Consider the following 24248-nt stretch of genomic DNA (forward strand, 5'->3'; position numbering starts at 1 on the left):
CCGCAAGGCCTTGGCGCTGATGACAAAGCGCGAGCCGCTCGTGGCATCCCATTGCCGTGCGGCGCGCAATATTATTCTCCCGGACCGCGACTTTCCGGATTTGTTTGACTTTCAAATCCGCGGATTCGACCGCATTGCGTGCTGCACGGCATTCCCGACCAATCCATTTGTCACAAAGCTTGCCATGGCCTTTCGTCTTTTTGTCCCCATCCTTGCCGGCGCGACGCTACGCGAACGCATCCTGGCGTGTATCGGCGCCACGATCGGCATCGCGCTGACCGGCGTGATCAGCGGACTGGCGATGGGTGGCGGCCCGCACGTGGCCCTGCTGGTGGCGCCGATGGGCGCCTCCGCCGTGCTTCTCTTCGCCGTGCCGGCGAGCCCGTTGGCGCAGCCCTGGTCGATCATCGGCGGCAATTCCATATCGGCGCTGGTGGGGGTGACCGTGGCGCATTTCGTCCATGATCCGGTCATTGCATCGGGCCTCGCCGTAGCTTTCGCGATCGCGGCGATGTCGTTCACGCGCTGCCTGCACCCGCCAGGCGGCGCGGCGGCGCTGACCGCCGTTCTCGGCGGGCCTGCCGTTGTCAGCGCGGGCTTCCTGTTCCCCTTCGTGCCGGTGGCGTTGAATTCGATCATCCTGGTCACGCTCGGCTTCCTCTTCCACAGGCTGGCGCGGCGCAACTATCCACATGTCGCCGCACCCGCCGCCAACAGCCATGGGACAGCCGATCCGCCGGCGCAGCAGCGCGTCGGCTTCCGGCCCGAGGATATCGACGCGGCACTGACCACGCTCGACGAAACCTTCGACATCGACCGCAACGACCTCGAACGGCTCCTGAGACAAGTCGAGCTGCAGGCCATGGTGCGCTCACACAGGACGTTGCTCTGCGAGGACATCATGTCCCGCGACGTCGTGTCAGTGTCGGAGCAGGCCACCATCGAGGAGGCCCGCCAGCAGCTGCTCGATCATAATATCCGGACCCTGCCGGTGGTCGACGCGGACGCCCGTCTGGTGGGCGCGGTCGGCCTGCGTGAACTGACGAGGGCCAGCGACACTGTGAAGGGCGTCATGTCGAGGGCCGGCACAGCCTCGCCCGACACGCCGGCGATGGGCCTGCTGCCGGTGCTGACCGACGGGCGCAGCCACGCCGTGGTCATTGTCGACCGCGAACGGCGCATTCTCGGCCTGATCACCCAGACCGATCTTCTGGCGGCGGCCGCGCGCGTGCAGACGACAGACAAGGCACTGGCGGAGGCTTAACATAGGAAAGCCAGGCAGGGCCGCAGCGATCGACTATTTCTGCCGCTTCCATCCCAACATGGCCATCTCGACGTTTCGCCCTAACCCGCCGCCTGATCGAGCCGTAGCGAGGCGCGCCTGGCTTCGTCAGGCCGGGCGACATGCGTCCACGAGCCATCGTAGCTTGCCTTACGCCGCTCGATCCAGGCATCGAGCCCTTCGCGCAAATCAACGGTCGGAGCCATGCGGGCGAACTGCTCGGCCTCGACCAGAAGCCCTTCGGCGACGCCGAGATTGATGCCGCGCGCCACCGCGGTGAGGATGCTGGCGAGTGCTGCCGGCGAATGCGTGATGATGCGGCGGGCAAGATCGTGCGCCGCCGGCATCAGATCGACATGCGGCACGACCTGATTGACGAGACCAAGTTCGAGCGCCCGCGGCGGTGGAAACCAGTCACCCGTCAACAGCAATTCCAGCGCGCGCTTGCGCCCGGCAAGTCGCGGCAGGCGCTGCGTGCCGCCGAAGGTCGGCGGCATTGCGAGGTTGATCTCGGGTTTGGCGAACAGCGCGCGGTCGCTGGCGATGGCCAGCGGCACGGCTTCCGTGATTTCGCAGCCGCCGCCGAAGGCAATCCCGTTGACGGCGGCGATGATCGGCTTGCGGAAGGCCTCCAGCCGCGCCGTCAGCCGCTGGCCGCGCATGACGAAGTCGCGCAACGCCACATCCGTGCCGGCGGCGACACTCAGTGAGAATTCGTTGATATCACCGCCGGCGGAAAAGGCGCGTTCCCCTGCCCCGGTCAGAATGACGGCGCGGACCGCATTGTCGGTCTCTATCGTGTCGAGGATCGCGAGCAGGCGATCGATCAGGGCATAGTTCAGCGCATTGAGCTTTTCGGGGCGGTTGATGGTGAGGACGCACACCCCGTCACGGGTCTCGTTCAGGACAAGATCGGCCATTGTTCTTCCTTTCCAGATACGACGGAAAGGGATCATGCTTTCGATTGCATGTATATTCACTAGTCGGTATACATGCTCCATGCCTGAAGCCGCCAGTCCGACCCGCAAACGCATCGTCGATGCCGCGACGAAGCTGTTTTACGCCGAGGGAATCGGTCGTGTCAGCGTCGATGCCGTTGCCGAAAAGGCAGGCCTCACCAAGCGTACGCTTTACTACCACTTCAAGAGCAAGGACGACCTCATCGCTGCCTATCTCGACGGTCGCGACCAGCCCAATCTGCGGCAGATGGCCGGCTGGTTCGACGCGGCAGAAGGTGAGGCGGACCGCAGGGTCGAGGCGATCTTCAGCAATCTGGCACGGGTTGCGCACCATCCGAAATGGAAGGGATGCGGCTTTCTGCGCACAGCCGCGGAACTCGCTTCGATGCCTGGACATCCGGCGGTCAAGGTCGGCTCGCGTCACAAGTCAAATTTTGAGACATGGCTGGCTGGCGCGTTGTCCAACCATGGCATCGAGGAACCGCAGGTTGTGGCGCGCGAGATCGTACTGCTGATCGACGGTTGTTTTTCGATCATGCTGATCCATCGCAATCCCGACTACATCGAGGCAGCCGGACGAGCGGCGGCCATGCTGGTCAGGGCACGAATTTCAGGCAGCCCAGCCTAGAAACCCAGCGCCAACCATGCGGTGCCGGCGACGAGCGTGATCAGCGTCAGCGGCAAGCCGACCTTGAAGAAGGCGCCGAAGGACAGTGGTGTGCCGGCAGTCTTGGACTGCTCGGCGACGATCAGATTGGCGACCGAGCCGAGCAGCGTGAAATTACCGGCAAGCGTCGAGCTCATCGCCACCACCAGCCAGGCGCGTTCGGGGTTTTCCAACCCGGGTATGAACGGCCGCAGTGCCAGCACGGCCGGCACATTGCTCATGATGTTAGAGAGCACCGCGGTGAACCCGGACAAACGCCAGACATCGTCCAGGCCGAGATTCTTGGCCGAGGCGACGAGATCAGGCGTCAGCAGCGTCTTTTCGGCGCCGGCAACCACCACGAACAGACCTGCGAACATGAACAGCAGCGGACCGTCGATCTCACGGTAGATGCGTTCCGGCTTGATGGCGCGAGTGAGCAGCAGAATGGCGCCGCCGATCAACGCCGCCTTGGCAACGGGAACGCCGGCGAAGAAGGCAACGGCCAGGCCGATGCAGACGATCACGGCCTTCAGCACCTGCCCGCGATGCATGCGCCCGCGCGACACATGCGGCGCTAGTTCAGCGGTGCGGGTGAATTCGGCCCGATAGACGATGCGCACGATGACGATGACCGCGACGAGGCCGAACAGTGCGACCGGCGCGAGCGCCGCTGAAAAGGCAGGATAGGAAATGCCCGACAGCGCGCCGATGACCATGTTCTGCGGATTGCCGGTGATGGTGGCGACACTGCCGCAGTTCGATGCGGTGGCGGTGGCGATCAGATATGGGATCGGGTTGCGGTTGATGACGCGGGTGACGTGGACGACGATCGGCGCCATGACCAGGCAGATGGCATCATTGACCAGGAAGGCCGACAGCACGCCGGTCAGCAGCGTGACCATCACCAGGAGCATGAAGGGCGCGTGCGCGTGTTCGATGGCGATGGCGCCAAGGCCGCGAAAGGCGCCGGAGACTTTCAAATGCGCCACCACGATCATCATGCCGAGCAGAAGCGTGATGGTGTCGAAATTGATCGCGCGGTAGGCATCCTCCATGCTGATCGCGCCGATGGCGATCATCGCGGCGCCGCCAAGCAGCGCAATCCCCGCCCGGTCGAGGCGCAGTCCAGGTATACGGCCGATAGCCACGCCGGCATAGGTCAGGACCAGGATCAGCAACGCCGCCGCGCCCATCAATGTCATCGGTAAGAAGCCCCGCTCGATCAGGTGGCACCGATGCGGTCCGCCCGGTGGTTCTTTTGCATGTCAACTTTGGCGATGTCGAGATTGATGACAAACGGACTGGGCAAGCTGTCGTGCGGGCGGTATCGCTAACGCCGATAGAAATCCAGCCGCTGTTGCAATGCCTGCGGCGAAAACAGCCGCTCGACGGTCTGCCGCGCTTTGTGGCCCACGTTAGCCCGCAGCGCTGGATCGGCCTTGAGCTCGGCCAGGATTTGCGCCGCCTGTTGCGTCGTCTCAAAGAGAAAACCGTTTTCGCCATGAATGATATGGTCGGCGTAGCCGCCATGCGAATGGCAGACCACGGGCAAACCGCAGGCCATCGCCTCGAACACCACGCGGCCGAAGGTCTCCACATGCGAGCCGGTGCGGTAGTAGAACACGTCGAGCGTCGGCAAGAATTGTTCGGCGGCAAACTGGCCTTGCGGCAGGAGTTCCAGTTGCGGGTGTGGCGTAAGCTTGTCCTTGAGCGGCGTCCCGCCCTGGATCCGCACCGCAACGCCATCGGCCAGCAATGCCTCATAAAGCGCCGCATCGTCGGCATGATGTTTGTCCGCCGTGTCACGGCTCAGCCGGCCCACCGTGAACGGCCGATCCGACCTTGCCGGCCATGGTGAGAAACGCTCGATATCGATTGGCGACGGATGCACGACGCCTTCGACCTGCAGCATGCGCTTCTGAAAATCGGAGATCAGCACCAGTTCGGCGTCGGGCCAGCCCAGCAGGCGCGGCATGCCGGTCGTCAGCGCGATGATTTTTGGGTGAAAGGTGTTGAAGACATAGATCAGCCGGCGTGGTCGCCGGATCAGGTAAGGCCAGATTTTGTTGCGCCAATGCGCGCCGAGGAAGACGTAGGTGCCGCCGTCCGGCATGTCGCGCTTTGTCGGCGAGACGCGGTGAATCGGAAATTGCCGCATCAGTTCGTCGGACACGCGCGAAGAGGTTGCCCAAAGACGCACCTGCTGGTCGGCGCTCAACAGCCGGTACAGGTCGAGGGTCTCGCGCTCGCTACCGCCAAACGGGTTTTGAAAACCGTTGAAGAGATGAATCATGATCGCCGCGCTTGCCTGGCCTTGCCCGGGGCCATCCCGCCACTCGTTCGCCGGCACCGAAAGGTCGCGACTGCGCCAGCGGGCCGGAAGACCGAGGAGATCAAGAAAAGCATAAATGTCTCTGGCGATGCCCAATACATCACCTTAGCCGGAGGAAGCATACCGACAAGAAGGCGTCAAGGAAGCGGCCGCCTTCATGCGCTGCAAGGCTGCCTTCAATGCACCGTGGTGGCGCTGGGCTGAGACACCAGGGCGGCTTCCGCCGGGTCAAAACTGACCTGGTCGCGTCCATTCGACTTGGCGGCATAGAGCCGCCTGTCGGCGGCGGAGAAAATCGCCTCGTAGGTCGTCGGCCCGCTGAAGCTGGTGCCGCCGATCGAGACGGAAAGCGGACAGGCGCGGCCGCCGGGCGAAAAATCCATTTCGCGAATGCGCCGGCGGATGCTTTCGGCAACCAGCCAGGATTGCGAGGGGTCGACACCGGGAAGAAACACGCCAAACTCCTCGCCCCCGATGCGGCCGACGATATCACTGCCGCGCAATTGCCCCTTGATCGCCTGCGCGATCAGCTTGAGCGCCTGGTCGCCGCAGTCATGGCCGAGCCGGTCGTTGATCGACTTGAAATGGTCGGCGTCGATGATCAGCAGCGCGCCGGAACGGGCATGCTCCTGCTTGCGGGTCTCCTCGAGATAAGCCTCGACCAGCATCGAGAAGGCGCCGCGGTTCAGCACCGCCGTAAGACTGTCGGTCGCGGCGATGACGCTGAGTTCGCGTTGGGCTATGGCCAGTTGGCGGATCTTCCACATGAGAAGAAACAGAAACGTGCCGCCCAGCCCCAAGGGAAGAAGCAGGTCCGTCAGTTGCGCGCGCCAGACAGCGTCGGACGACAGATAGGGGAAATTGAACGAATCAACAAAAAACGCCACGGCAATGAAGAATGCCGTGCCGGCCGCGGTGACAGCGATCACCCTGCCCCAGCTGGTCGGCGACAGGTCGAGCTTCATCCCATTCCACTCCGTTAGCCGCCTCTACTATGACGTGCCAACGCAAACAAAATGATAAGACTTTCCCTTCAATTCGAGATCAGTGAGCCGGAGCACGCCCGCCCATCGGTGGTCGTGCTCCGGCGGTGAAAGCAGTTCGGTGCTTAAATTTCGCGCGATGCGGGAATTCCCCAACGTCAACGGCCGGGCGCCGGTCGACTCGCCTCCACAACGAAGGATGCGGCGATCAGGTCGTCGGCATCCAGTCGTAGCGAGCCGTCGCCTGCTCCCATGATGGCGGCGACCTTGTGGAAGGTCTTCATCTCATAGTCGGAAATTTCGGCATCCTGCATTCTGGCCTTGAGTTCAGCGATACGCCGCCCCAAGGCGGGGGACGTTCCAATTTCTCGTTTCGACATGGCCTGGCTTCTCCTCCCCCAACCCGCACTTGTTTTGCCCCGCCCATTCGCTGGCCCCCACATTGCCTTTTTATGAGGTTCCGCGAATACAAGGCCCCGAACGCCTCATGGGGCCTAAGGTTCCAATCTCGGCAGATCACGAAATAATTCCGGATCGCCCGTCGAGCTTTGCCTTATTGCGCGGTCATCGCCACTATCGTCGTACTTGAGTTCCGCGCCTCCACCCGCTCCAGGCATCGACCCGGAATATTCGGCCATGTCGCGGTGGCGCACTCCTTGTCAGCGACCGCAACGGGCTCGCTATGCCGCACGGCGGCCGCTTGCGTCGCCGTGGACGCGAAAAGAACCGTCTGGGTTATCAGAGCCGAGAAAACGGCAACCTGGAACAACACGGCGGCGAAGGCGATCTTCTTGAGCATGCGAGGCAACGTGCTGGCGGGCATCAGGTTCCCGCAGACTGCACCGTCATTCACCGCATGGAAAAGAACCCATGAGGAACGAAATCTGCAAAACGACCAATTTCGGTTGGTTTCCGGCTCGCAATATAGTATCTAACTACTTGAAAAGATTGGCGATCCCGACAGGATTCGAACCTGTGACCATCGGCTTAGAAGGCCGGTGCTCTATCCAGCTGAGCTACGGGACCGCTGGGCCGGCCAAAAGGGACCGGGTGGATATCTGGCGCTGGCTGCCGTTCAATGCGTCCAGGGCGTCCTGCGGTCATAGCGGAAATTTTCCGCATAGGAAATCTGGCGGCGCTTGGTCTCTTTCGGCTCCTCGACACGGAAGGCAAGCCCTTCCTTTTCGGCGTAAGCCACGGCCTCTTCCCGCGTGTCGAAGGTGAGCCTGATCTGGCTTCTCATATCCCCAGAGGTCGTATAGCCCATCAGGGGATCGATCTTCTTGCGCATCTCGGGATCGAATTCCAGCACCCAGTGGCCGGTCTTGGCCTTACCGGACTGCATCGCGGTTTTGGCTGGGCTGAAAATGCGCGCGGACATGGCCACCTCATTGTTATGCAAGGCGGCATCGCCGCCCTTTGCCCGTCATTACTGCGCAATGCGCATGGCGGCAAGGTTTTTGCACTTGCCATATAGCACCGAAATGAATAGGCAACAGACCGTTCGGAGTGTAGCGCAGGCTGGTAGCGCATCTGGTTTGGGACCAGAGGGTCGGGAGTTCGAATCTCTCCACTCCGACCATCCCTTTCGAAAAAGGCTGTATCGATAGCCATTGGCGTGATCGCATGGCCATCTTTGGTCGCCTCCGGCCGTGGCCTTGCTGCGACGGTTTTCCGGTGCGAATCTGAAGACGGCAACGGGAGCACTTCAAAAATGGCGGGAAACGACAGGCCGTGGCGGTCAGAATGGTCGCGGCCGGGCACAGGTGATCGCTCGGTGCATTTGAAGGTAAGCTCGCCGGGCGAGAACCCCAACAACCTCATTCCCGGCGAGCCTACAACCTGATTTGGAACGCAATCAGGACCGGGGTCAGCCGGCAACCTCGCGCTGCAAGAAGGATGCCAGATGTTATTTCCCAAAATGGGACAGGCTTCGCGTTCGCTGACCGCCTGAAAACCGAGTCACCCAGAGCGCGTTGCGTCAAAACAGATCGATGCGGCCCGCTCCATGTCCCTGTTTGTGCACGTCGTGTCCTGAGGGCACCCCTGGGCGACATCCGTCAAATCTCGAACGCGCCCTGCCCCTCGTCCATGGCGCTGACCGCTTCCGCCGCCAGCGCCCGCGTGATCGGCGTCTTGCGCTCGAGCGCGGTGCGGTCCAGCCGCTCCACCACGCGCATGGCGGTCGCCAGTGAGCGCTCGATGCGCCGCACCAGATACTGCACGACATGCGGCTCGACCTCGACTTGGCGGTCGGCGAACAGCTTGGTTATGACGCCGGCGAGCAGGAGATCATCGGGCTCGTGGATTTCGACCGTCGCCGCCGCTTTCAGCCGCGAGGCAAGATCGGGCAGGGAAACACCCCAGGCCGACGGAAAACGGCGCGCCGTCAACAGCAGCGTCGAGCCGGCGCCACGCACCGCATTGATCAGATGGAACAGGCCTTGTTCGTCGATCGCGCCTGTATCGACATCGTCGATCAGCACCGGCCGGGCGCCAAGGTTTGCGATGCTGTCGCCAATGCGCCCGGCATTCACGGCCACCGCGTTGGCACGCGAGCGCCAGATGGCAGCCAGATGCGTCTTCCCGGACCCGGCGGGACCTGCCAGCACCACCACCGGCGCGGGCCAGTCCGGCCAACGGTCGACCAGCGCCGCCGCCTGGTTGTTGGTGCCGGAGACGACAAGTTCGTCGCGCGAATAGCCGGTGCCGTGGCCGAGATCGAGCGGCAGCTGGCGCGGCGGATCGGTTCGCTGAGCGGTCACTTCAGCGACGCGGCTGCGTGCGGTGGCCGCCGCCGCGATCGGCCGGCAGCGGCGGCAAGGCCTCTGTCGCGCGACCCTTGTAGAGCGGCGATTCGAGATAGCGGGCGATGGCAAAGCGAACCAGAACCGCGACGGCCGCGGAAGCCGGAACGGCAATCAGCAGGCCGACAAAGCCGAACAGCGCGCTGAAGGCGAACAGCGCGAACATCAGCCATACCGGATGCAGGCCGACGCTTTTGCCGACCAGCCTGGGCTGCAGGATGTTGCCCTCGATGAACTGGCCGATGAAGAAGACCACAGCGACAGCGACGATCATCGTCCAATCCGGCCAGAACTGGACGAAGGCGACGCCGACGGCCAGCACCAGCCCGGTCAGCGAGCCGACATAGGGGATGAAGGAGATCAGCCCGGCGAACAGGCCGATGAGGATCGCAAAATTCAGCCCGGTCAGCGTCAGGCCGGTGGCGTACATGGCGCCCAGCACCAGACAGAGCGTGCCCTGGCCGCGCACGAAGCCGGCGGTCGCGGTGTTGATGTCACGCGCGATGGCGCGCACGGTCGCGACGTTGTCACGCGGCACCCAGCTGTCAATGACGGCCACCATGCGGTCCCAGTCGAGCAGCATGTAGAAGGCAACGACCGGCGTCACCACGAACAGGCTGACCACCGAGACCAGTGCCATGCCGGAACTCCACAGCGAAGTGAATACGGTGGTGACCAGGCCGAAGCCCGAGGTCAGCAGGGAATTCAGCCCGTCACGCAAGCCATTGGCATTGACGCCGAATTTCCGCTCCAGCCATTTCGGATCAAAGGAGGTGATCAGGCTCTGCAGCCGGGTGAGATATTCCGGCAGCTTGCCGGCGAAATCGGCCATCTGCGTCGCCAGCACCGGAATGAGGATGACGAAGGCCAGCACCAGCACGATGAGGAAGGTGATGAGGATGACCACCGTCGCCATGAGGCGGGACAGGCCGAGCCGCTGCAGCCGGTCGGCGACAGGGTCGAGGAAATAGGCAAGCACCATTCCGGCGACGAAAGGCAACAGGATGGCGCTGAAGACATAGAGGAAAAGCGCCAGGATCGCCGCGCCGGCCAGCCAGAAGAAGATCTGGCGGCGGAACGCGGAGGACGCGGCAAGATCGGCAGGCGCGCCCTCGATCACTGCCGCTTCTTTCTCAGACGTCCGGATTGGAGCTTTCGCCATAGCCGCTCATATGCCTCAGCCAAGCCACGAGATAGGCTGCGGCCGAAGCCACGGTCAAGACCCCGGACAGCAATATGAGGGCCTGCCGCAGAGGGTCGAGGCGCACGGCAAAGGCGAGTTCGCCCAGCACAACCGCCGCCAGCACGATCTGGATGGCGGTATTGGCCTTCGATACCAGAAACGGCTTTATCTCGACGGGATGAGCCATCACCGTGGACAACAGGATCGCGCAGACAATCAGCGCATCGCGCGCTACCACGGTGACGACCAGCCACAGCGGCAACTGCCCGGTGAAGCCCATGACGACGAACACCGAAACCAGAAGCAGCTTGTCGGCCATCGGATCGAGATACGCACCAAGCCTGGACTGCTGGTTGAAACGGCGTGCGATAAAGCCATCGACACCATCCGATACGCCGGCAATGACGAAGCCGGCAAAGGCCCAGTCCCAGCGCGACTGCAGCATGGCCAGCACCACGGCAGGCACCAGAACAAGGCGCAGGATGCTGATCAGGTTGGGGATGGTCAACGTGTTGTCCCGCCATATTCTCTTTTCCGGATAGATGAGGGAGTTGGAAGGGCGACACAAGGGAGAAGCAGTCCGTTCCAAGCGCGGGCGCCATGCGGGATGCCAGGCTATCCACGTTTTTGTCAGGCCAAATGGCGCTCGGTTCCGCCGTTATCCTTGCGGACCGAAACCGTTCATGCGAAGAGCCCGCAAACGAGCAGGAAAATTGTGATGAGCAAGCGCGAAACTGGCCAGCACAAAACGGGCCAGTCAAAAACGAGCAAGCGCAGGAACGGGCTCACTTATGCCGAGGCCGGTGTCGATATCGATGCCGGCAATCTCATGGTCGAGAAGATCAAGCCGCTGGTGCGCGCCACGCGCCGGCCGGGCGCGGATGGCGAGATCGGCGGTTTCGGCGGCCTGTTCGATCTCAAGGCCGCCGGTTTCACCGATCCGGTGCTGGTCGCCGCCAATGACGGTGTCGGTACCAAGCTCAAGATCGCCATCGATGCCGGTAAGCACGACACGATCGGCATCGACCTCGTCGCCATGTGCGTCAACGACATCGTCGTGCAGGGCGCGGAACCGCTGTTCTTCCTCGATTATTTCGCCACCGGCAAGCTCGACCCCGACCAGGGCGCGGCGATCGTCGGCGGCATTGCCGAAGGTTGCCGTCAGGCCGGCTGCGCGCTGATCGGCGGCGAGACAGCGGAAATGCCAGGCATGTATCACGGCAAGGATTATGACCTCGCCGGATTTGCCGTGGGCGCGGCCGAACGTGGCCAGCTTTTGCCCACGGACGACATTGTCGAAGGCGATGTGCTGCTCGGCCTCGCCTCCTCCGGCCTGCATTCGAACGGTTTCTCGCTGGTGCGCCGCATCGTGGCCGCCAGCGGCCTGGCGTGGAGCGATCCGGCACCATTCAACGACGAGGCGACGCTGGCCGAAGCGCTGCTCGAGCCGACCCGCATCTATGTCAAATCGATCCTCAAGGCCATCCGCAACACGCATGGCATCAAGGCGCTGGCCCACATCACCGGTGGCGGCTTTCCGGAAAACATTCCGCGCGTGCTGCCCAAGGACTTTTCGGCCGAACTCGATCTCGAAGCGATCGACGTCCCGCCGGTGTTCTCATGGCTCGCCAAGACCGGCGGCGTGGCGCCGGAAGAGATGATGCGCACCTTCAATTGCGGCGTTGGCATGATCCTGGCGGTCGCGTCCGGTCAGGCGGCGCAGGTCGCCGCCGTGCTGCAGGAAGCCGGCGAGACGGTGACGCCGATCGGCCGCATCGTGCCGCGCCGCGATGCCGGCGTCATCTATCGGGGCTCGATCGGCCTATGAGCAGAAAACGCACAGTCGTCCTGATATCGGGGCGCGGCTCCAACATGACCGCGCTGATCGCCGCTGCCAGCGACCCGGCCTTCCCGGCCGAGATCGTCGGCGTCATCTCCGACAAGGCGGACGCCGCCGGCCTCGGCATCGCCAAGGCACGCGGCATCGCCACGCAGGTCATTACCCGCGCCGACCATGGCAGCAAGCAGGCGCACGACGTGGCGATCGACGCGGCGCTTGAGGCCTTCAATGCCGAGATCGTGGCGCTGGCAGGCTACATGCGCATCCTCACATCAGGCTTCGTCCAGAAATGGCAGGGCCGCATGATCAACATCCACCCTGCCCTGCTGCCGGCGTTCAAGGGCCTCGACACCCATGCGCGCGCGCTGGCCACCGGCCTGCGCATCCACGGCTGCACCGTGCACTTCGTCACATCCGAGATGGATGACGGACCGATCATCGCGCAGGCGGCCGTGCCGGTGATGGTCGGCGACAATGCCGATACGCTGGCCGCCCGGGTGCTGAAGGCCGAACACCGGCTTTATCCGCTGGCGCTCGGGCTGGTCGCCGAGGGCAAGGCGCGCATGGAGGGCGGGCGCACGGTGCTTGCCCACTTTGCCGATGACGCCGACAACGGCACCTCGGTGGTGATGGCGCCCGATCCGGTGCGCGAGGAAGCCGACCTGGAACATCTGGCGCGGATCACGCCCTGAGTCGAGAACGCGGCGATGAGACAACTTCTTCTCCTGCGCCATGCCAAATCGAGTTGGGACGATCCTGATCTCGATGATTTCGACCGGCCGCTCGCCGAGCGTGGATTGAAGGCGGCGCGATCGATGGGCCGGGAGCTTGCGGCGCGCGACTGGCTGCCGGACCAGGTGCTGGTATCGTCGGCGCTGCGCACCCGAGACACCTGGCGGCTGGTCGCCGCGGAGTTGCCGGCGCATCCACGGGTCGCGTTTGCCCAACCACTCTACGAAGCTTCGGCTGCTGATATTCTGGCCCAGATCCATAAGGCCGACCCGTCGAGCGGCTGCCTGATGGTGGTTGGCCATAGTCCTGGACTGGAGGATCTGGCAAAACAACTCGCCGGTCCAGACTCGGAGGCCAAGGCGCGCAAGAGGATCGAGGAAAAGTATCCGACGGCGGCCCTTGCGCGCTTTGTCTTCGACGGCGACTGGTCCGCCCTGTTCTCCGCGCGGCTGACGCATTGCCTGCGCCCGAAGGATTTGGGCTAAAAGCCTGTGCCGGGAGGATGCGGCGGACAAGTCCGCCGCATCCGAATTCTCAGTTGCCCCAGATGCCCTGGCCGGATTCCGGCCAGTCGGTGGTGGTCTTCATCGTGGTATCGGCTGCCTTGTGCCCGGCCATATCCGTGTTCTTGACCGCGCCGGTGACGGCATGATCGACGCCGGCAACCGAAGCAACCGGCTGATTGGCATTGTCGGAGCCAAAGTGGTCGCTGCCGGCAAAAGCGCCGCCGGTCGCAAAGAGAAGAGCGACGGCAACGAAAGCAATCTTGTTCATTTCAATCTCCTGTTCATCCGTTGGGCGGCGTCTTGGGAGGACGGTTCCGCTGGGGATAAGACTCGGGGCCACCCGGTTTTATTCCTGGGGGTGGACGCTTTTTCTGCCGGATGCGAGGATTGGCTGGTCAAACCGATGTCACCTGCCCTGTCGCACAAGAAACAAGAGCGGCGGGCCAGGCCCACCGCTCTTTGTTATCGAAGCCTGCCCGAGCGTCGGCTCAGTTGCCCCAGATACCCTGGCCGGATTCCGGCTGGTTTGAATCGGGCGTCAGCTTGAAGCCGTGATGCTCGACCGGCTTGCGGATCGAAGCCGTGTGGCTGTGGTCAATATTGCCAGCGGGCGCGGTAATGGCCGGCTGGTTGACGTTGTCCGAGCCATAATGGTCGCTGCCGGCGAAGGCGCTGCCCGTGGCAACGAGGATGGCGGCGGCGGTAAGTGCGATCTTGGTCATTTTCTTTACTCCAGTATTTCCAGTTCTGTCCGTCTAGTGGCGTGCCCTTGGGAGGAATTTCGCGTCGCTCGGACAGGCTGCAGGTGGTTTTTTCATTCGCCGACTTCCAATCACGAAGATGTTCCATCACGCACCGGATCGAGACGTCCGACCTCTGCCAAATGGTAGAACGCCAACAATTTTATTGATCAATATCATATGGTTATAGGAAATCGTCCAACGCATGGCACGGCGATTTACTGAATCAAGCAGTCGCCATCCGCTCACGGCTCGTCAACATAAGTTGAACCGACCGGTTCGATTTCGATCAGCCCCCATGTGAGCCGCTGAAGCCCTGCCCGCCTCATAACTCGATCGGCATTGACACTTATCACCATGCACAAAAACAAGAGCGGCGGGCCAAGCCCACCGCTCTTTGTCGTCTACCGTGGTTTGAAGGGATTAACGGCCCCAGATGCCCTGGCCCGACTGAGCCGGCACGTTGGCATTGGCGTCGCCCTGTACCTTTACGGACTTGGCGATCGAACCGGTATGCGTGTTGTCGACGTTGGAGATCGATTGGTTGGCAACCGGCTGGTTGACATTGTTGGAACCATAATTGTCACTGCCGGCAAAAGCGGTGCCCGTGGCAACAAGGATGGCAGCGGCGGTAAGAGCGATCTTGGTCATTTTAAGTACTCCTGAATTGAAGGTCGGATTGAAATCGACAGTCGCGATTAGCGGCCGAAGAGGTTACGGTCAGCGCCCTGCGGAGCCTGGGTCTGGACGGTGGCGGTCGACTTCGAGATCGAAGCGGTGACCGAATGGTCGACAGTGGCGGCGGGCTGGTTGACGTTGGCCGAGCCATAATTGTCGCTGCCGGCGAAAGCGGTGCCCGTGGCAACGAGGATAGCAGCGGCGGTAAGAGCGATCTTGGTCATTTTCTTTACTCCAGTATTTATCTGTCCTGTCCGTCTAGTGGCGTGCCCTTGGGAGGAATTTCGCGTCGCTCGGACCACCCCGAAGTAGGGAATGCTTTTTGGGATTTCCAGTCGCTCCGGTCCTGCAGGATTTCGTTATATTATAGACAATGCATATTGCGCTGCAGCAAACCCAATACGAATTATGCAATAATTTCATTATGTTGAACTCTTCCCTTCTGACGAAGGCCTCATGATTTTGGACGCCATCGTTCACTGTCTGGGATACAATCTGTCAATCAGAACCGAACCGTTCGGTTCGATTCATATGCGGAAACAGGCTGATTTGAACCAGGATGGGTGTGCTGTCACCCCGCGCCAGAGCCGCATTTGTCTTGCGTTGAGATCGATACTGTCGCTCATTCAAGAGAGTTCAGGCGTGCCGCGGCGATCAAGCCTTGGGCGTTCCGCTGGGAGATGGGATCCGGGCCGACATAGATATGCGACTGCTGCTTGTTGAGGACAATCGTGAACTCGCCGACTGGTTGGGCAAGACCCTGCGCCAGGCGAATTATGTGGTCGACATCGTCCATGACGGCGAGGATGTCGAGCATGCGCTGGCGGCGGGCGATCATGCGCTTGTCATCCTCGACCTGGCACTGCCGCGCATGGGCGGGATGGAGGTGCTGCGCATGCTCCGGGCACGCGGCAACGCAGTGCCAGTCATTGTGCTGACCGCCAACGCCAGTCTCGATGGCCGGGTCAAAGGCCTCAATGAAGGCGCGGACGACTATCTCGCCAAGCCGTTCCAGATCGAGGAGCTTGAAGCGCGCATCCGCGTGCAACTGCGTCGCGCCAATGACCGGACCGCGCCTGTCGTTGCCTGCGGCGATCTCGTCTTCGACACCAACACGCGGCTGTTTTCGCTCGCCGGCGAAATGCTGGCACTGACGCCGCGAGAACACGCAGTGCTTGAACAATTGATGGTGAAGGCCGGGCGCACCGTGAGCAAGGCCGCACTGTCGGCTGCCATCTATGACTTCGAGACCGATGCGGATCCAAGCGCCATCGAGATCTATGTGCACCGTGTGCGCAAGAAGCTCGAAGGGTCGCGGGTCCAGATCGCCACCTTGCGCGGTCTCGGCTATCTGTTGCGCCATGAGGATTAACAGTCTTCGGCTGCAATTGCTGGCCTGGGTGGTGCTGCCGCTCGCCGGGCTGGCAGCCATCAATCTATGGACCAGCCAGCGTAACGCGCTAGCGACCGCCGATCTGGTCACCGACCGAATGCTGGTCGGCTCGGCGCGGGCGATTGCCGAGCAGGTCGCGATGGTCGATGGCGTGCTCGACGCAACGGTGCCTCCGGCCGCCATCGAGATGTTCGATACCGGCGACCGCGACAGCGTCTACTACCGGGTCGAGACCGCCGGCGGGCGTTTGCTGACCGGCTATCCGGATCTCCCCGAGGCGCCGCAGCACGCCAGCATCGGGGCCAGCTATCGCGATTATGAGCTACGGCTCCTGACGCTCAGCCATGCCGTCATCGGTGCCGGCGACGACTCGCCGATATCGGTCACCGTGGGCGTTACACTTGCCGGCCATGATGCGATGGTGAAGCGGCTGTGGTTCAGTGCCTTTGCCCAGCAGCTGGCGCTCGTGGCGATTGCCGGCGTGTTCGTGCTGCTCGGCCTGCGCCGGGGCCTGGCGCCGCTGATCCGGCTGCGCGACGCGGTCCGCTCGCCGAGCCGCAGCGATCTCGACCCGGTCGAGGTGCCGGGCGCGCAAAGCGAGATCCGGCCGCTGATCGACGCGCTGAACGTCTATATGGAGCGCGTGCGGGGGCAGATGGCGGCGCAGCGCCGCTTCATCGCCAATGCCGCGCACCAGTTGCGCACGCCGCTGGCGCTGCTTTCGACGCAGGCGAGCTATGCCTTGAGGGAAACTGTCCCCGACGCACGCCAGGAAGCGCTGTTCGCGCTGCAGGCAAGCTCCGGCAAGCTCGCCCGGCTGGCCGAACAGTTGCTCACCTTGTCGCGGGCCGAGCCCGGCAGCCGGCGGCCACGCGCCGATCGCATCGACCTGACCGAGGCCGCCAGACACGTGCTGGAAACGCAGGCGCCGGCGGCGATCGCCCGCAATATCGATCTCGGCCTTGAAGAGACCGGTCCCGTGCCGGTTGTCGGCGACGGCACCATGCTGCGCGAAATGATCGTCAACCTCGTCGACAATGCGCTGCGCTACTCCTCATCAGGCGGCAGCGTCACGGTGAGACTGGCGGCCGTCGATGGCGAAGCCGTGCTGGCGGTTGCCGATGCCGGGCCTGGCATTCCGCTGGACGAAAGAGACCATGTGTTCGAGCGCTTCTACCGCATCGCCGGTTCGACCGAGGAAGGCAGCGGGCTGGGGCTCGCCATCGTGCGCGAGGTCGTCGAAAACGCCGGCGGCCGCGTCACCCTGCGGGATGGCGCGGTCGGCGGCCTGGTGGTCGAAGTCAGGCTGCCCCTGGCCTGACCAATCAGGTGCCTTGCTCGTTGAAGGGTGCCGGCCGCCATTTGACGACATAGTTCTCGAAGCGGGTGATGATGAACTCCACCACCAGCGCCATGACAGCCAGGATGATCATGGCGGCGAAAACGCCGTTGGCGTTGAAGGCACCTTGCGCGGTCGAGATCAGCAGGCCCATGCCTTGCTTGGCGCCAAGGAACTCGCCGACGACGGCACCAACCAGGGCAAAGCCGAAGCTGACATGCAGGCTGGCCAGAATCCAGCTCATCGCCGAGGGGATGATCACCGAGGTGGTGATCTGGAACGGCGACGCGCCGAGGATCTGTGCGTTGGCGATCATCGCCCTGTCGGCCTCACGCACGCCCTGGAAGGCATTGGCGAAGACGACGAAGAACACCATCACCACCGCAAGCGCCACCTTCGAGGCCATGCCGAGGCCGAGCGCGATGATGAACACCGAGCCCAGCACAACGCGCGGTACGGAATTGGCGATCTTGATGTAGATCGAAAAGACGTCGGCCAGCAGCCGGTTGCGGCCAAGGATGATGCCGGCGGCGATACCGCCAACGGCGCCGATGACGAAGCCGAGGAAGGTTTCCTCAAGCGTCACATACATCTGCAGCCAGAGCGATCCTTGCGACGTGCCCTCGGTGACCCACACCCAGATCTGGTCCCAGATGCCGGATGGGCTGGCGAAGAAGAACGGGTCGATGACATTGTAGTCGGCGCCGAGTTCCCACAGGCCAAGGAAGACGACGAGGATTGCCACGCGCAGGCTGATGACGAGCGCATGGCGCCGGCGCAGCCGCGCCCTCGCCCGGGCTTCGGCAACGGCGATCGAAGCATCGCGGACGGCAGCCTGATTGTCGGTCGGAGAGATTGCGGTCATGCTGTTTCTCCTTTCAATGGCTAGCCTGCAGGCCACGGCTCTGGCCGAGCTGTACTTCCTCGCGCAGATCGTTCCAGATCACCTTGGCGATCTCGATGAACTTCGGGTCGTAACGGATGTCGGCCATGACACGCGGGCGCGGCAGGCCGATGCGATAGACGCTCTTGACCGTGCCCGGCCCAGCGGTCAGCACATAGACCTTGTCGGCCAGCGCCACCGCTTCCTCGAGGTCATGAGTGACGAAGACGACGGAGGATTTCTGCTCCGACCACAGGTCCAGCAATTCGTCCTGCATGGCGGTGCGCGTCTGCATGTCGAGCGCGCTGAACGGCTCGTCCATCAGGAGGATCTTGGGCTGGTTGATGAAGGTCTGCGCCAGTGCGACGCGCTTGCGCATACCGCCCGAAAGCTGATGCGGATAATGCCTTTCGAAGCGGCCGAGGCCGACGCGGGCGATCCAGTCGCGCGCCCGCTCATAGGCCTGCGCTTTCGGCGTGCCGCGATAGAGCGGGCCGGCGGCGACATTGTCGAGGACGCTGCGCCACGGGAACAGCGCATCGGCCTGGAAGACGAAACCGATGTCGCGGCTGATGTCGGTGACCGGATTGCCCATGACGCGGACATTGCCGGTCGTCGGCCGCAGCAGCCCGGTGACGAGATTGAGCGTCGTCGACTTGCCGCAGCCGGTCGGCCCGACGACGCAAGCGAACTCGCCGCGCGCCACGGTCATGGTGAAATCCCTTATAGCCGTCATCATATGGCCGTCGGGCGTGACGAAGCGCAGCGTCACATCATCGATGGCGATAGCGGCGTCGGCGGGTGGCGCGGCCTGAGACAGCTTCTCGGCCGCCATGGTTTGCACTTGCATGGCGCACTCCTGAGGTGTTGGCGCGGAGATGCCGTCGGTCGGCCAGCAGACCTTCCGTCATCGGCATCCGGAAAGGCGCCGCTGCCGAACTGATTCAGCCAAGCGGCGCAACTTGTTGTTCTTCAACGCGCGGAGCGGAAATCCGCAGCCGTCGGACGGCGCTATTTGGCGGCGTCGATGAATTCCGTCGTGAAGGTCTTCGACAGGTCGATCTGCTTGCCCTGGAGGCTCTTGGAGAAAGTCGACAGAACTTTCAGCACCGTCTCCGGGCCATCGGCCGGCATGCGACCGTCGGGCGTGAACATCGCCTTGCCGCCGGCCAGGCCCTGCACATAGAGGTCCTTGTTGCCGGCGTAATAATCCTTCGGCATCTTGTCGGCGATTTCCTCGGCCGAATGCGTGGCGATGAATTTCATCGTCTTGACGAAGGCGTTGGCGAGTTTTTGGGCCTCGTCCTTGTGGCCTTCGAGCCAGGAAGACTGGACATAGAAGGACGCCGCCGGATAGTCGCCGCCCAGTGCTTCCTTGGTCTTTTCGGGCGTGCGCATGTCGACCAGCACGCTGGCCTCGCCGGTCTTGAGCAATTGCGCGATGGTCGGCTCGGTGGTCATGCCGGCCTGGATCTGATCCTGTTTGACGGCGGCGATGAAGGTGTTGCCGGCGCCGACCGGCAGCAGCGTGTAGTCGCCGGGCTTCAGGCCGTTGCGCACGGCAAGGTACTGGGTGAGGAAATCGGTCGAGGAGCCGAGACCGGTGACGCCGAGCGTGGCGCCCTTGAAGTCGGCTGGCGACTTGATCTCGGGGTGCTTGGCGGAGACCAGTTCGACCTCGCCCGGCGCTTGGCTGAACTGGACGATCGACTGGATGTACTTGCCCTTGGACTGCAGGTCGACGGTGTGGTCGTAGAAGCCGACGACGCCCTGTACGGCACCAGCCAGCAATTCGTTTTCGGCCTCAACGCCGGCACGCGAATTGACGAGCTCGACATCGAGCCCTTCATCCTTGAAGTAGCCGAGCTGCTGGGTGAGCACGGCCGGCAGGTAGATCTGCTTTTCCATGCCGCCGACGATGATGGTGATCTTGTCCGCCGCCGATGCTGCCGTCGCACCAGTGGCGACGAGGGCAAGCGTCAGGGCTGCTGAACGCAAAACGCGTTTCGAGATGAAACCGGTCACTTTATTTCCTCCACCTGGGCGGCGCGCCATCCCGGCTGTGCCGCATTCCTCCATGCCGGCCGCTCCCGCACCGGACACACGGCGAAAGCCGCAATGCCGTCATTGCATGCCCAAGCTTTCAGCTGGCTTTCAGCCATTTTGACGTCTGTTTAAAGGGAAGCCGCCGTGGGTCACGAGGCGGCAAAGCCAAGCACCTCGCGCATATCGTATTCGCCGGGCGCCCGATCGGCGACCCAAAGTGCCGCGGCGATCGCGCCACGGGCGAACATGATGCGGTCGCCGGCCGCATGCGACAAGGTAACGAGTTCACCCTCGGTACAGAAGCTGACGCTGTGCTCGCCGATCATGCTGCCGCCACGTGCCACCGCAAAACCGATCTCGCCGGCCGGACGTGCGCCGATGAGCCCGTCGCGAATGCGCCTTGCGACCGCGTCCAGTTCGACTCCGCGTCCGCCGGCAACGGCCTGGCCCAGCATCAGTGCGGTGCCCGACGGCGCATCGACCTTGTGGCGGTGATGCGCCTCGAAAATCTCGGCATCCCAGTCATCGGCATCGAGCGCTCTCGCCGCCTGTTCTACCAATCCGACCAGCATGTTGAGCCCGAGCGAAAAACTGCCGGAGCGGACAATGGGAATCGTTTTCGCGGCGTCGGCGATATCAGCCAGTTCGGCGGCATCGAAACCCGTCGAACCGACCACCAAAGCGGGGCCGCCCCGGTTTGCGCAAAACCTTGCCAGGTTGGCCGAAGCCGCAGGTGTGGTGAAATCGATCACCACATCGGCCATGGCAAGCGCCTCGTCGCGGCTTACCAGCCCGTCGCCGACGCTGCTTGGCCGATGGAAGCGGGCGGTCAGCGACAGCCGCGGATCGGCCTGCACGGCCTCGGCCATCTGGCGCCCCATGCGACCGAGTGCGCCGGCAATGGCAATCCGGATCGGCGCCATGGCCTTCGGCTATTTCCACATGCCGCGCATGCGCGCGCCGATGTCAACGCGCACTTCGGGCCGGGGCGCCCTGCCCTGCGCCGCTTGCCCGCCCGGCCACGACACCTGCTGGAATGCCGTGAGTATGGAGGCCGGGATGAACCGCGTGCGCGAGGCATAGAGATGGCGGTCGCCGCGTGCCGCCTGGCCATGCGGAAAGAAGCGCTGCGGCATGACCAGGTTGAGGCTGTCCTTGGCCCGCGTCATCGCCACGTAGAGCAGCCGGCGCTCCTCCTCGATATCCTCCTTTGTGCCGACACCGAGATCGGCCGGAATGCAGCCATCGACCGTGTTGAGCACGAAGACGTTCTTCCATTCCTGGCCCTTGGCCGAATGGATGGTCGACAGGATCAGATAGTCCTCGTCGCGATGTGGCGGTCCGGCCTGGTCGCTGGTCGCGTCCGGCGGATCGAGGGTCAATTCGGTCAGGAAGCGTTCGCGCGAGGCGTAACCCGAGCCGATCTGCTCGAGCTGCAGCAGGTCGGCGCGTCGCGTGATCGCGTCCTCATGGATGCGCTCCAGATGCGGCTCGTACCAGAGCCTGACCTGCTCGAGATCCGCCGGCCATTTTGCGCCGGCCCGCAGGCCGGAATAGAGCGAGACGAAACCCGGCCAGTCGTCCGCCGCGCGTTGTGGCGGCCGCCAGCCGGCGAGGCCCATCGCTTCATCCAGCGCCGTCGTCATCGTCTCGACGATCTGTCCGGCGGCCGAGGGGCCAATGCCCGGCATCAGTTGCAGGACGCGAAAACCGGCGACGCGGTCGCGCGGGTTTTCGGCAAAACGCAGCACTGCCAGCACGTCCTTGACATGCGCGGCGTCCAGGAACTTCAGCCCGCCGAATTTGACGAAGGGAATGTTGCGCCGCGTCAGCTCGATTTCCAGCGGCCCGCTGTGGTGCGAGGCGCGAAACAGCACCGCCTGCGATTTCAGCGCCGTGCCAGCCTCACGCTCGGCAAGGATCGTATCGCAGACGAAATTCGCCTGCTCGACCTCGTCGCGCACGGTGACCAGCCTTGGCTTGTCGGTGGATTTGCGCTCCGACCACAGGTTCTTGGTGAAGCGCTCCGAAGCCTCGCCGATCACCGCATTGGCGGCGGCCAGAATGGTCTCGGTCGAGCGGTAGTTGCGCTCCAGCATCACCACATCGGCGGCCTGCGCGAACTGTTTTGGGAAGTCGAGTATGTTGCGCACCTCCGCGGCGCGGAAAGAATAGATCGACTGCGCATCGTCGCCGACCACCGTCAGCCCGGCACCGTCGGGTTTCAGCGCCATGAGGATCGACGCCTGCAGCCGGTTGGTGTCCTGGTATTCGTCGACCAGCACATGGTCAAAGCGCCCGCCCAGATGCGCCGCGATTTCCGGCTCGGCCGCCATCTGCGCCCAGTAGAGCAGCAGATCGTCGTAATCGAGCACGTTCTGCGCCTGCTTGGCTTCGACATAACCGGCGAAAAGCAGCTTGAGCTGATCGGCCCAACCGGCGCACCAGGGGAAGGCCGACCCCAGCACTTCGCCAAGCGGCGCCTGCGCGTTGACGGCGCGCGAGTAGATGGCGAGGCAGGTCCCCTTGGTGGGGAAGCGAGCCTCGGTCTTGGAGAAGCCGAGCTCATGACGCACGAGATTCATCAGATCGGCGGAATCCTCCCGATCATGGATGGTGAAGGCCGGGTCGAGGCCGATCTCCAGCGCATAGTCGCGCAACAGCCGCGCGCCGATGCCGTGAAAGGTCCCGGCCCAGGTCAGCGCATCGGTGATGACAGCGGCGTCGCGGCCGAGCACTTCGCCGGCGATACGCTCGACACGTTTTGCCATTTCGGATGCGGCGCGGCGCGAAAAGGTCATCAGCAGGATGCGGCGCGGGTCGGCTCCCCTGACGATGAGATGGGCGACGCGATGCGCCAGCGTGTTGGTCTTGCCCGAGCCCGCGCCGGCAATGACCAGCAAGGGCCCGGCGATCTTGCCGTCACCATGCTCAACGGCCTGACGCTGCGCGTCGTTCAGCCGGGCGAGATAGGCAGGTTGGGCAGTCGGCTCCAGAAAAGTCGAATCATGGGCGGCGAGGTTCATCGCCCATCAAGCATCGTTTCCGCTTTGTTCGCAACAAGGAAGCGGTACGACGAATTAGCGCCGGGGATCGACACCCATGGCCGCCGATTGTCGGCGCAGAGCGTCGCGGTCGCTTCTCGATGCGGGCAGCAAAAGTGGATCGATGTCGCCGGGCACGTCATCGATCATCCTGCGCGCGAGGCGGTAGGTGAGAAAGGCAAAGGCGCCGGTCAGAAGCAAACGGATCATGCTGCGGTCTCCTCTAATGGAGAACAACCGGAACCGTGGCGTTTTGTTCCCGCAACGCTGGTTCGCAACCAAACCGATGCCGCGTCGTTGAGAAGATGGAGGCGATAGCGATGAAAAAGCTAAGATTGGGCCTCGTTCTGTTGGCTTTGACTGTCTCGGCTTGCGACTGCCGCCGACAAAGGCCCTCGGCGCTGACCAAGGCGCGAATGTAACCAGCAATCCTGTCGTGGCAACAGAGGTTGTAGCCAATCGAACATCTTTGCCTGCGGTGGCGTTCCAGTCGGAGCCTCAAGGCCCCGCCGTACCTCAAGGTATTGACGCGATGCATTCCTGAAGACGCTCGAGGCGGAGCTTGGCATTGCGCAATTCGTGCCCGGCTTCCTGCCGCTGCTGACGGCCCCGGGCCGGAGACGCCGCCGTCAGGTTTCTTTCGAGTTCGGCGATGCGCGCACGCACCAGCCGCGCCTCGTCCTGGCGCAACGCCTTTATCCAGCTCCGCCCGCGCATCCGTCTTCCCGCAAACACCCCAAGGACCCGGCGGCTTCTATGCCAGCAAGACCCTAACTTCCGGCAAGTGCGAATATTCTAAATTTAATGATCTCTAATTTATCCAGGGATCGCCGCAACGAAGAAGGCCGGCGC

Annotated in this window: 28 protein-coding genes and 2 tRNA genes; 8 read left to right on the forward strand and 22 right to left on the reverse strand. The window is 63.2% G+C overall.

Going from position 1 to position 24248, the window contains the following annotated elements; all coding sequences use genetic code 11:
• Positions 1 to 184: 184 nt before the first annotated feature.
• Positions 185 to 1264, forward strand: coding sequence for an HPP family protein (locus EB231_RS24565; RefSeq protein WP_172351095.1), 1080 nt, complete (start codon positions 185 to 187; stop codon positions 1262 to 1264).
• Positions 1265 to 1344: 80 nt separating this feature from the next.
• Here the strand turns inward: EB231_RS24565 and EB231_RS24570 are convergent, their stop codons facing one another.
• On the reverse strand, positions 1345 to 2202 hold the full coding sequence (locus EB231_RS24570; RefSeq protein WP_172351096.1) for a crotonase/enoyl-CoA hydratase family protein: 858 nt from the start codon (positions 2200 to 2202) through the stop codon (positions 1345 to 1347).
• Between the two features lie 79 nt (positions 2203 to 2281).
• Here EB231_RS24570 and EB231_RS24575 point away from each other — a divergent pair, with 79 nt between their 5' ends.
• Positions 2282 to 2869, forward strand: a complete 588-nt coding sequence (locus EB231_RS24575) for a TetR/AcrR family transcriptional regulator (protein ID WP_172351097.1) — start codon at positions 2282 to 2284, stop codon at positions 2867 to 2869.
• Here the strand turns inward: EB231_RS24575 and EB231_RS24580 are convergent.
• The 7 genes from EB231_RS24580 to EB231_RS24610 all read right to left on the reverse strand — a co-directional run bounded on the left by EB231_RS24580 (position 2866) and on the right by EB231_RS24610 (position 7586).
• Positions 2866 to 4092 carry an anion transporter gene (locus EB231_RS24580; RefSeq protein ID WP_172351098.1) on the reverse strand — a complete coding sequence of 409 codons (1227 nt, stop codon included), beginning with the start codon at positions 4090 to 4092 and terminating at the stop codon, positions 2866 to 2868. The genes EB231_RS24575 and EB231_RS24580 overlap by 4 nt on opposite strands.
• 128 nt (positions 4093 to 4220) lie before the next feature.
• Positions 4221 to 5183 (reverse strand): glycosyltransferase family 4 protein, encoded by a 963-nt coding sequence (locus EB231_RS24585; protein WP_172351099.1) that lies wholly within the window; start codon positions 5181 to 5183, stop codon positions 4221 to 4223.
• A 215-nt stretch (positions 5184 to 5398) separates the two neighbouring features.
• Positions 5399 to 6187 carry a GGDEF domain-containing protein gene (locus EB231_RS24590; protein WP_172351100.1) on the reverse strand — a complete coding sequence of 263 codons (789 nt, stop codon included), beginning with the start codon at positions 6185 to 6187 and terminating at the stop codon, positions 5399 to 5401.
• A 176-nt stretch (positions 6188 to 6363) separates the two neighbouring features.
• Entirely contained in the window at positions 6364 to 6585 is a 222-nt protein-coding gene (locus EB231_RS24595) for a hypothetical protein (protein ID WP_140768280.1), read from the reverse strand.
• A 173-nt stretch (positions 6586 to 6758) separates the two neighbouring features.
• Positions 6759 to 7004 (reverse strand): hypothetical protein, encoded by a 246-nt coding sequence (locus EB231_RS24600; protein WP_246740713.1) that lies wholly within the window; start codon positions 7002 to 7004, stop codon positions 6759 to 6761.
• A gap of 150 nt (positions 7005 to 7154) precedes the next feature.
• Positions 7155 to 7231, reverse strand: a tRNA-Arg gene (locus tag EB231_RS24605).
• 49 nt (positions 7232 to 7280) lie between these two features.
• Positions 7281 to 7586, reverse strand: a complete 306-nt coding sequence (locus EB231_RS24610) for an ETC complex I subunit (protein ID WP_015318428.1) — start codon at positions 7584 to 7586, stop codon at positions 7281 to 7283.
• Between the two features lie 124 nt (positions 7587 to 7710).
• On the opposite strand from EB231_RS24610, the gene EB231_RS24615 reads away from it, so the two are divergent.
• A tRNA-Pro gene (locus tag EB231_RS24615) sits at positions 7711 to 7787 on the forward strand.
• Between the two features lie 478 nt (positions 7788 to 8265).
• Here EB231_RS24615 and hdaA read toward each other — a convergent pair.
• Genes hdaA through EB231_RS24630 form a run of 3 tightly spaced genes read right to left on the reverse strand, consistent with a single transcriptional unit; the run spans position 8266 to position 10703 of the window.
• Positions 8266 to 8970, reverse strand: a complete 705-nt coding sequence (gene hdaA, locus EB231_RS24620) for a DnaA regulatory inactivator HdaA (protein WP_172351102.1) — start codon at positions 8968 to 8970, stop codon at positions 8266 to 8268.
• A 1-nt stretch (position 8971) separates the two neighbouring features.
• Positions 8972 to 10174 (reverse strand): AI-2E family transporter, encoded by a 1203-nt coding sequence (locus EB231_RS24625; RefSeq protein ID WP_172351103.1) that lies wholly within the window; start codon positions 10172 to 10174, stop codon positions 8972 to 8974.
• Positions 10146 to 10703 carry a CDP-alcohol phosphatidyltransferase family protein gene (locus EB231_RS24630; protein ID WP_172351104.1) on the reverse strand — a complete coding sequence of 186 codons (558 nt, stop codon included), beginning with the start codon at positions 10701 to 10703 and terminating at the stop codon, positions 10146 to 10148. Before EB231_RS24630 ends, EB231_RS24625 begins: the two co-directional genes overlap by 29 nt.
• 210 nt (positions 10704 to 10913) lie before the next feature.
• Here EB231_RS24630 and purM point away from each other — a divergent pair, with 210 nt between their 5' ends.
• From purM to EB231_RS24645, 3 genes are read left to right on the forward strand one after another with little or no spacing between them, the layout of a single operon-like run.
• Positions 10914 to 12023, forward strand: a complete 1110-nt coding sequence (gene purM, locus EB231_RS24635) for a phosphoribosylformylglycinamidine cyclo-ligase (protein WP_065004974.1) — start codon at positions 10914 to 10916, stop codon at positions 12021 to 12023.
• On the forward strand, positions 12020 to 12727 hold the full coding sequence (gene purN, locus EB231_RS24640; protein WP_172351105.1) for a phosphoribosylglycinamide formyltransferase: 708 nt from the start codon (positions 12020 to 12022) through the stop codon (positions 12725 to 12727). Before purM ends, purN begins: the two co-directional genes overlap by 4 nt.
• A 15-nt stretch (positions 12728 to 12742) precedes the next feature.
• A complete protein-coding gene (locus tag EB231_RS24645; protein WP_172351106.1) occupies positions 12743 to 13252 on the forward strand; it encodes a SixA phosphatase family protein in 510 nt (169 codons plus the stop codon).
• A 49-nt stretch (positions 13253 to 13301) separates the two neighbouring features.
• Here the strand turns inward: EB231_RS24645 and EB231_RS24650 are convergent, their stop codons facing one another.
• From EB231_RS24650 to EB231_RS24665, 4 genes are all read right to left on the reverse strand, one after another.
• Entirely contained in the window at positions 13302 to 13541 is a 240-nt protein-coding gene (locus EB231_RS24650) for a DUF680 domain-containing protein (RefSeq protein WP_172351107.1), read from the reverse strand.
• Between the two features lie 220 nt (positions 13542 to 13761).
• A complete protein-coding gene (locus tag EB231_RS24655) occupies positions 13762 to 13995 on the reverse strand; it encodes a DUF680 domain-containing protein (RefSeq protein ID WP_172351108.1) in 234 nt (77 codons plus the stop codon).
• 441 nt (positions 13996 to 14436) lie between these two features.
• Positions 14437 to 14664 (reverse strand): DUF680 domain-containing protein, encoded by a 228-nt coding sequence (locus tag EB231_RS24660; RefSeq protein ID WP_056563096.1) that lies wholly within the window; start codon positions 14662 to 14664, stop codon positions 14437 to 14439.
• Positions 14665 to 14711: 47 nt separating this feature from the next.
• Positions 14712 to 14915 (reverse strand): DUF680 domain-containing protein, encoded by a 204-nt coding sequence (locus EB231_RS24665; RefSeq protein ID WP_172351109.1) that lies wholly within the window; start codon positions 14913 to 14915, stop codon positions 14712 to 14714.
• A gap of 479 nt (positions 14916 to 15394) precedes the next feature.
• Between EB231_RS24665 and EB231_RS24670 the strand changes: the two genes are divergently transcribed.
• Both EB231_RS24670 and EB231_RS24675 read left to right on the forward strand, forming a co-directional pair.
• Positions 15395 to 16063 (forward strand): response regulator, encoded by a 669-nt coding sequence (locus EB231_RS24670; RefSeq protein WP_172351110.1) that lies wholly within the window; start codon positions 15395 to 15397, stop codon positions 16061 to 16063.
• Positions 16053 to 17405 carry a sensor histidine kinase gene (locus tag EB231_RS24675; protein WP_172351111.1) on the forward strand — a complete coding sequence of 451 codons (1353 nt, stop codon included), beginning with the start codon at positions 16053 to 16055 and terminating at the stop codon, positions 17403 to 17405. The genes EB231_RS24670 and EB231_RS24675 overlap by 11 nt, the downstream gene beginning before the upstream one ends.
• A gap of 4 nt (positions 17406 to 17409) precedes the next feature.
• Here the strand turns inward: EB231_RS24675 and EB231_RS24680 are convergent, their stop codons facing one another.
• The 7 genes from EB231_RS24680 to EB231_RS24710 all read right to left on the reverse strand — a co-directional run bounded on the left by EB231_RS24680 (position 17410) and on the right by EB231_RS24710 (position 24086).
• Positions 17410 to 18288 carry an ABC transporter permease gene (locus EB231_RS24680; RefSeq protein WP_172351112.1) on the reverse strand — a complete coding sequence of 293 codons (879 nt, stop codon included), beginning with the start codon at positions 18286 to 18288 and terminating at the stop codon, positions 17410 to 17412.
• A gap of 13 nt (positions 18289 to 18301) precedes the next feature.
• Positions 18302 to 19156, reverse strand: coding sequence for an ABC transporter ATP-binding protein (locus tag EB231_RS24685; RefSeq protein WP_206681857.1), 855 nt, complete (start codon positions 19154 to 19156; stop codon positions 18302 to 18304).
• A 161-nt stretch (positions 19157 to 19317) separates the two neighbouring features.
• Positions 19318 to 20331 carry an ABC transporter substrate-binding protein gene (locus EB231_RS24690; RefSeq protein WP_172351113.1) on the reverse strand — a complete coding sequence of 338 codons (1014 nt, stop codon included), beginning with the start codon at positions 20329 to 20331 and terminating at the stop codon, positions 19318 to 19320.
• Positions 20332 to 20501: 170 nt separating this feature from the next.
• The gene (gene dapB, locus EB231_RS24695; RefSeq protein ID WP_172351114.1) at positions 20502 to 21275 is read right to left on the reverse strand and encodes a 4-hydroxy-tetrahydrodipicolinate reductase; all 774 of its coding nucleotides are present in this window, start codon (positions 21273 to 21275) and stop codon (positions 20502 to 20504) included.
• A gap of 9 nt (positions 21276 to 21284) precedes the next feature.
• Entirely contained in the window at positions 21285 to 23378 is a 2094-nt protein-coding gene (locus tag EB231_RS24700; protein WP_172351115.1) for an ATP-dependent helicase, read from the reverse strand.
• A gap of 54 nt (positions 23379 to 23432) precedes the next feature.
• A complete protein-coding gene (locus EB231_RS24705) occupies positions 23433 to 23606 on the reverse strand; it encodes a hypothetical protein (RefSeq protein WP_172351116.1) in 174 nt (57 codons plus the stop codon).
• A gap of 306 nt (positions 23607 to 23912) precedes the next feature.
• Positions 23913 to 24086, reverse strand: coding sequence for a hypothetical protein (locus EB231_RS24710; protein ID WP_246740714.1), 174 nt, complete (start codon positions 24084 to 24086; stop codon positions 23913 to 23915).
• Positions 24087 to 24248 lie beyond the last annotated feature (162 nt).

Source organism: Mesorhizobium sp. NZP2298 (genome assembly GCF_013170825.1).
In the GTDB taxonomy this organism is placed as follows: Bacteria; Pseudomonadota; Alphaproteobacteria; order Rhizobiales; family Rhizobiaceae; genus Mesorhizobium.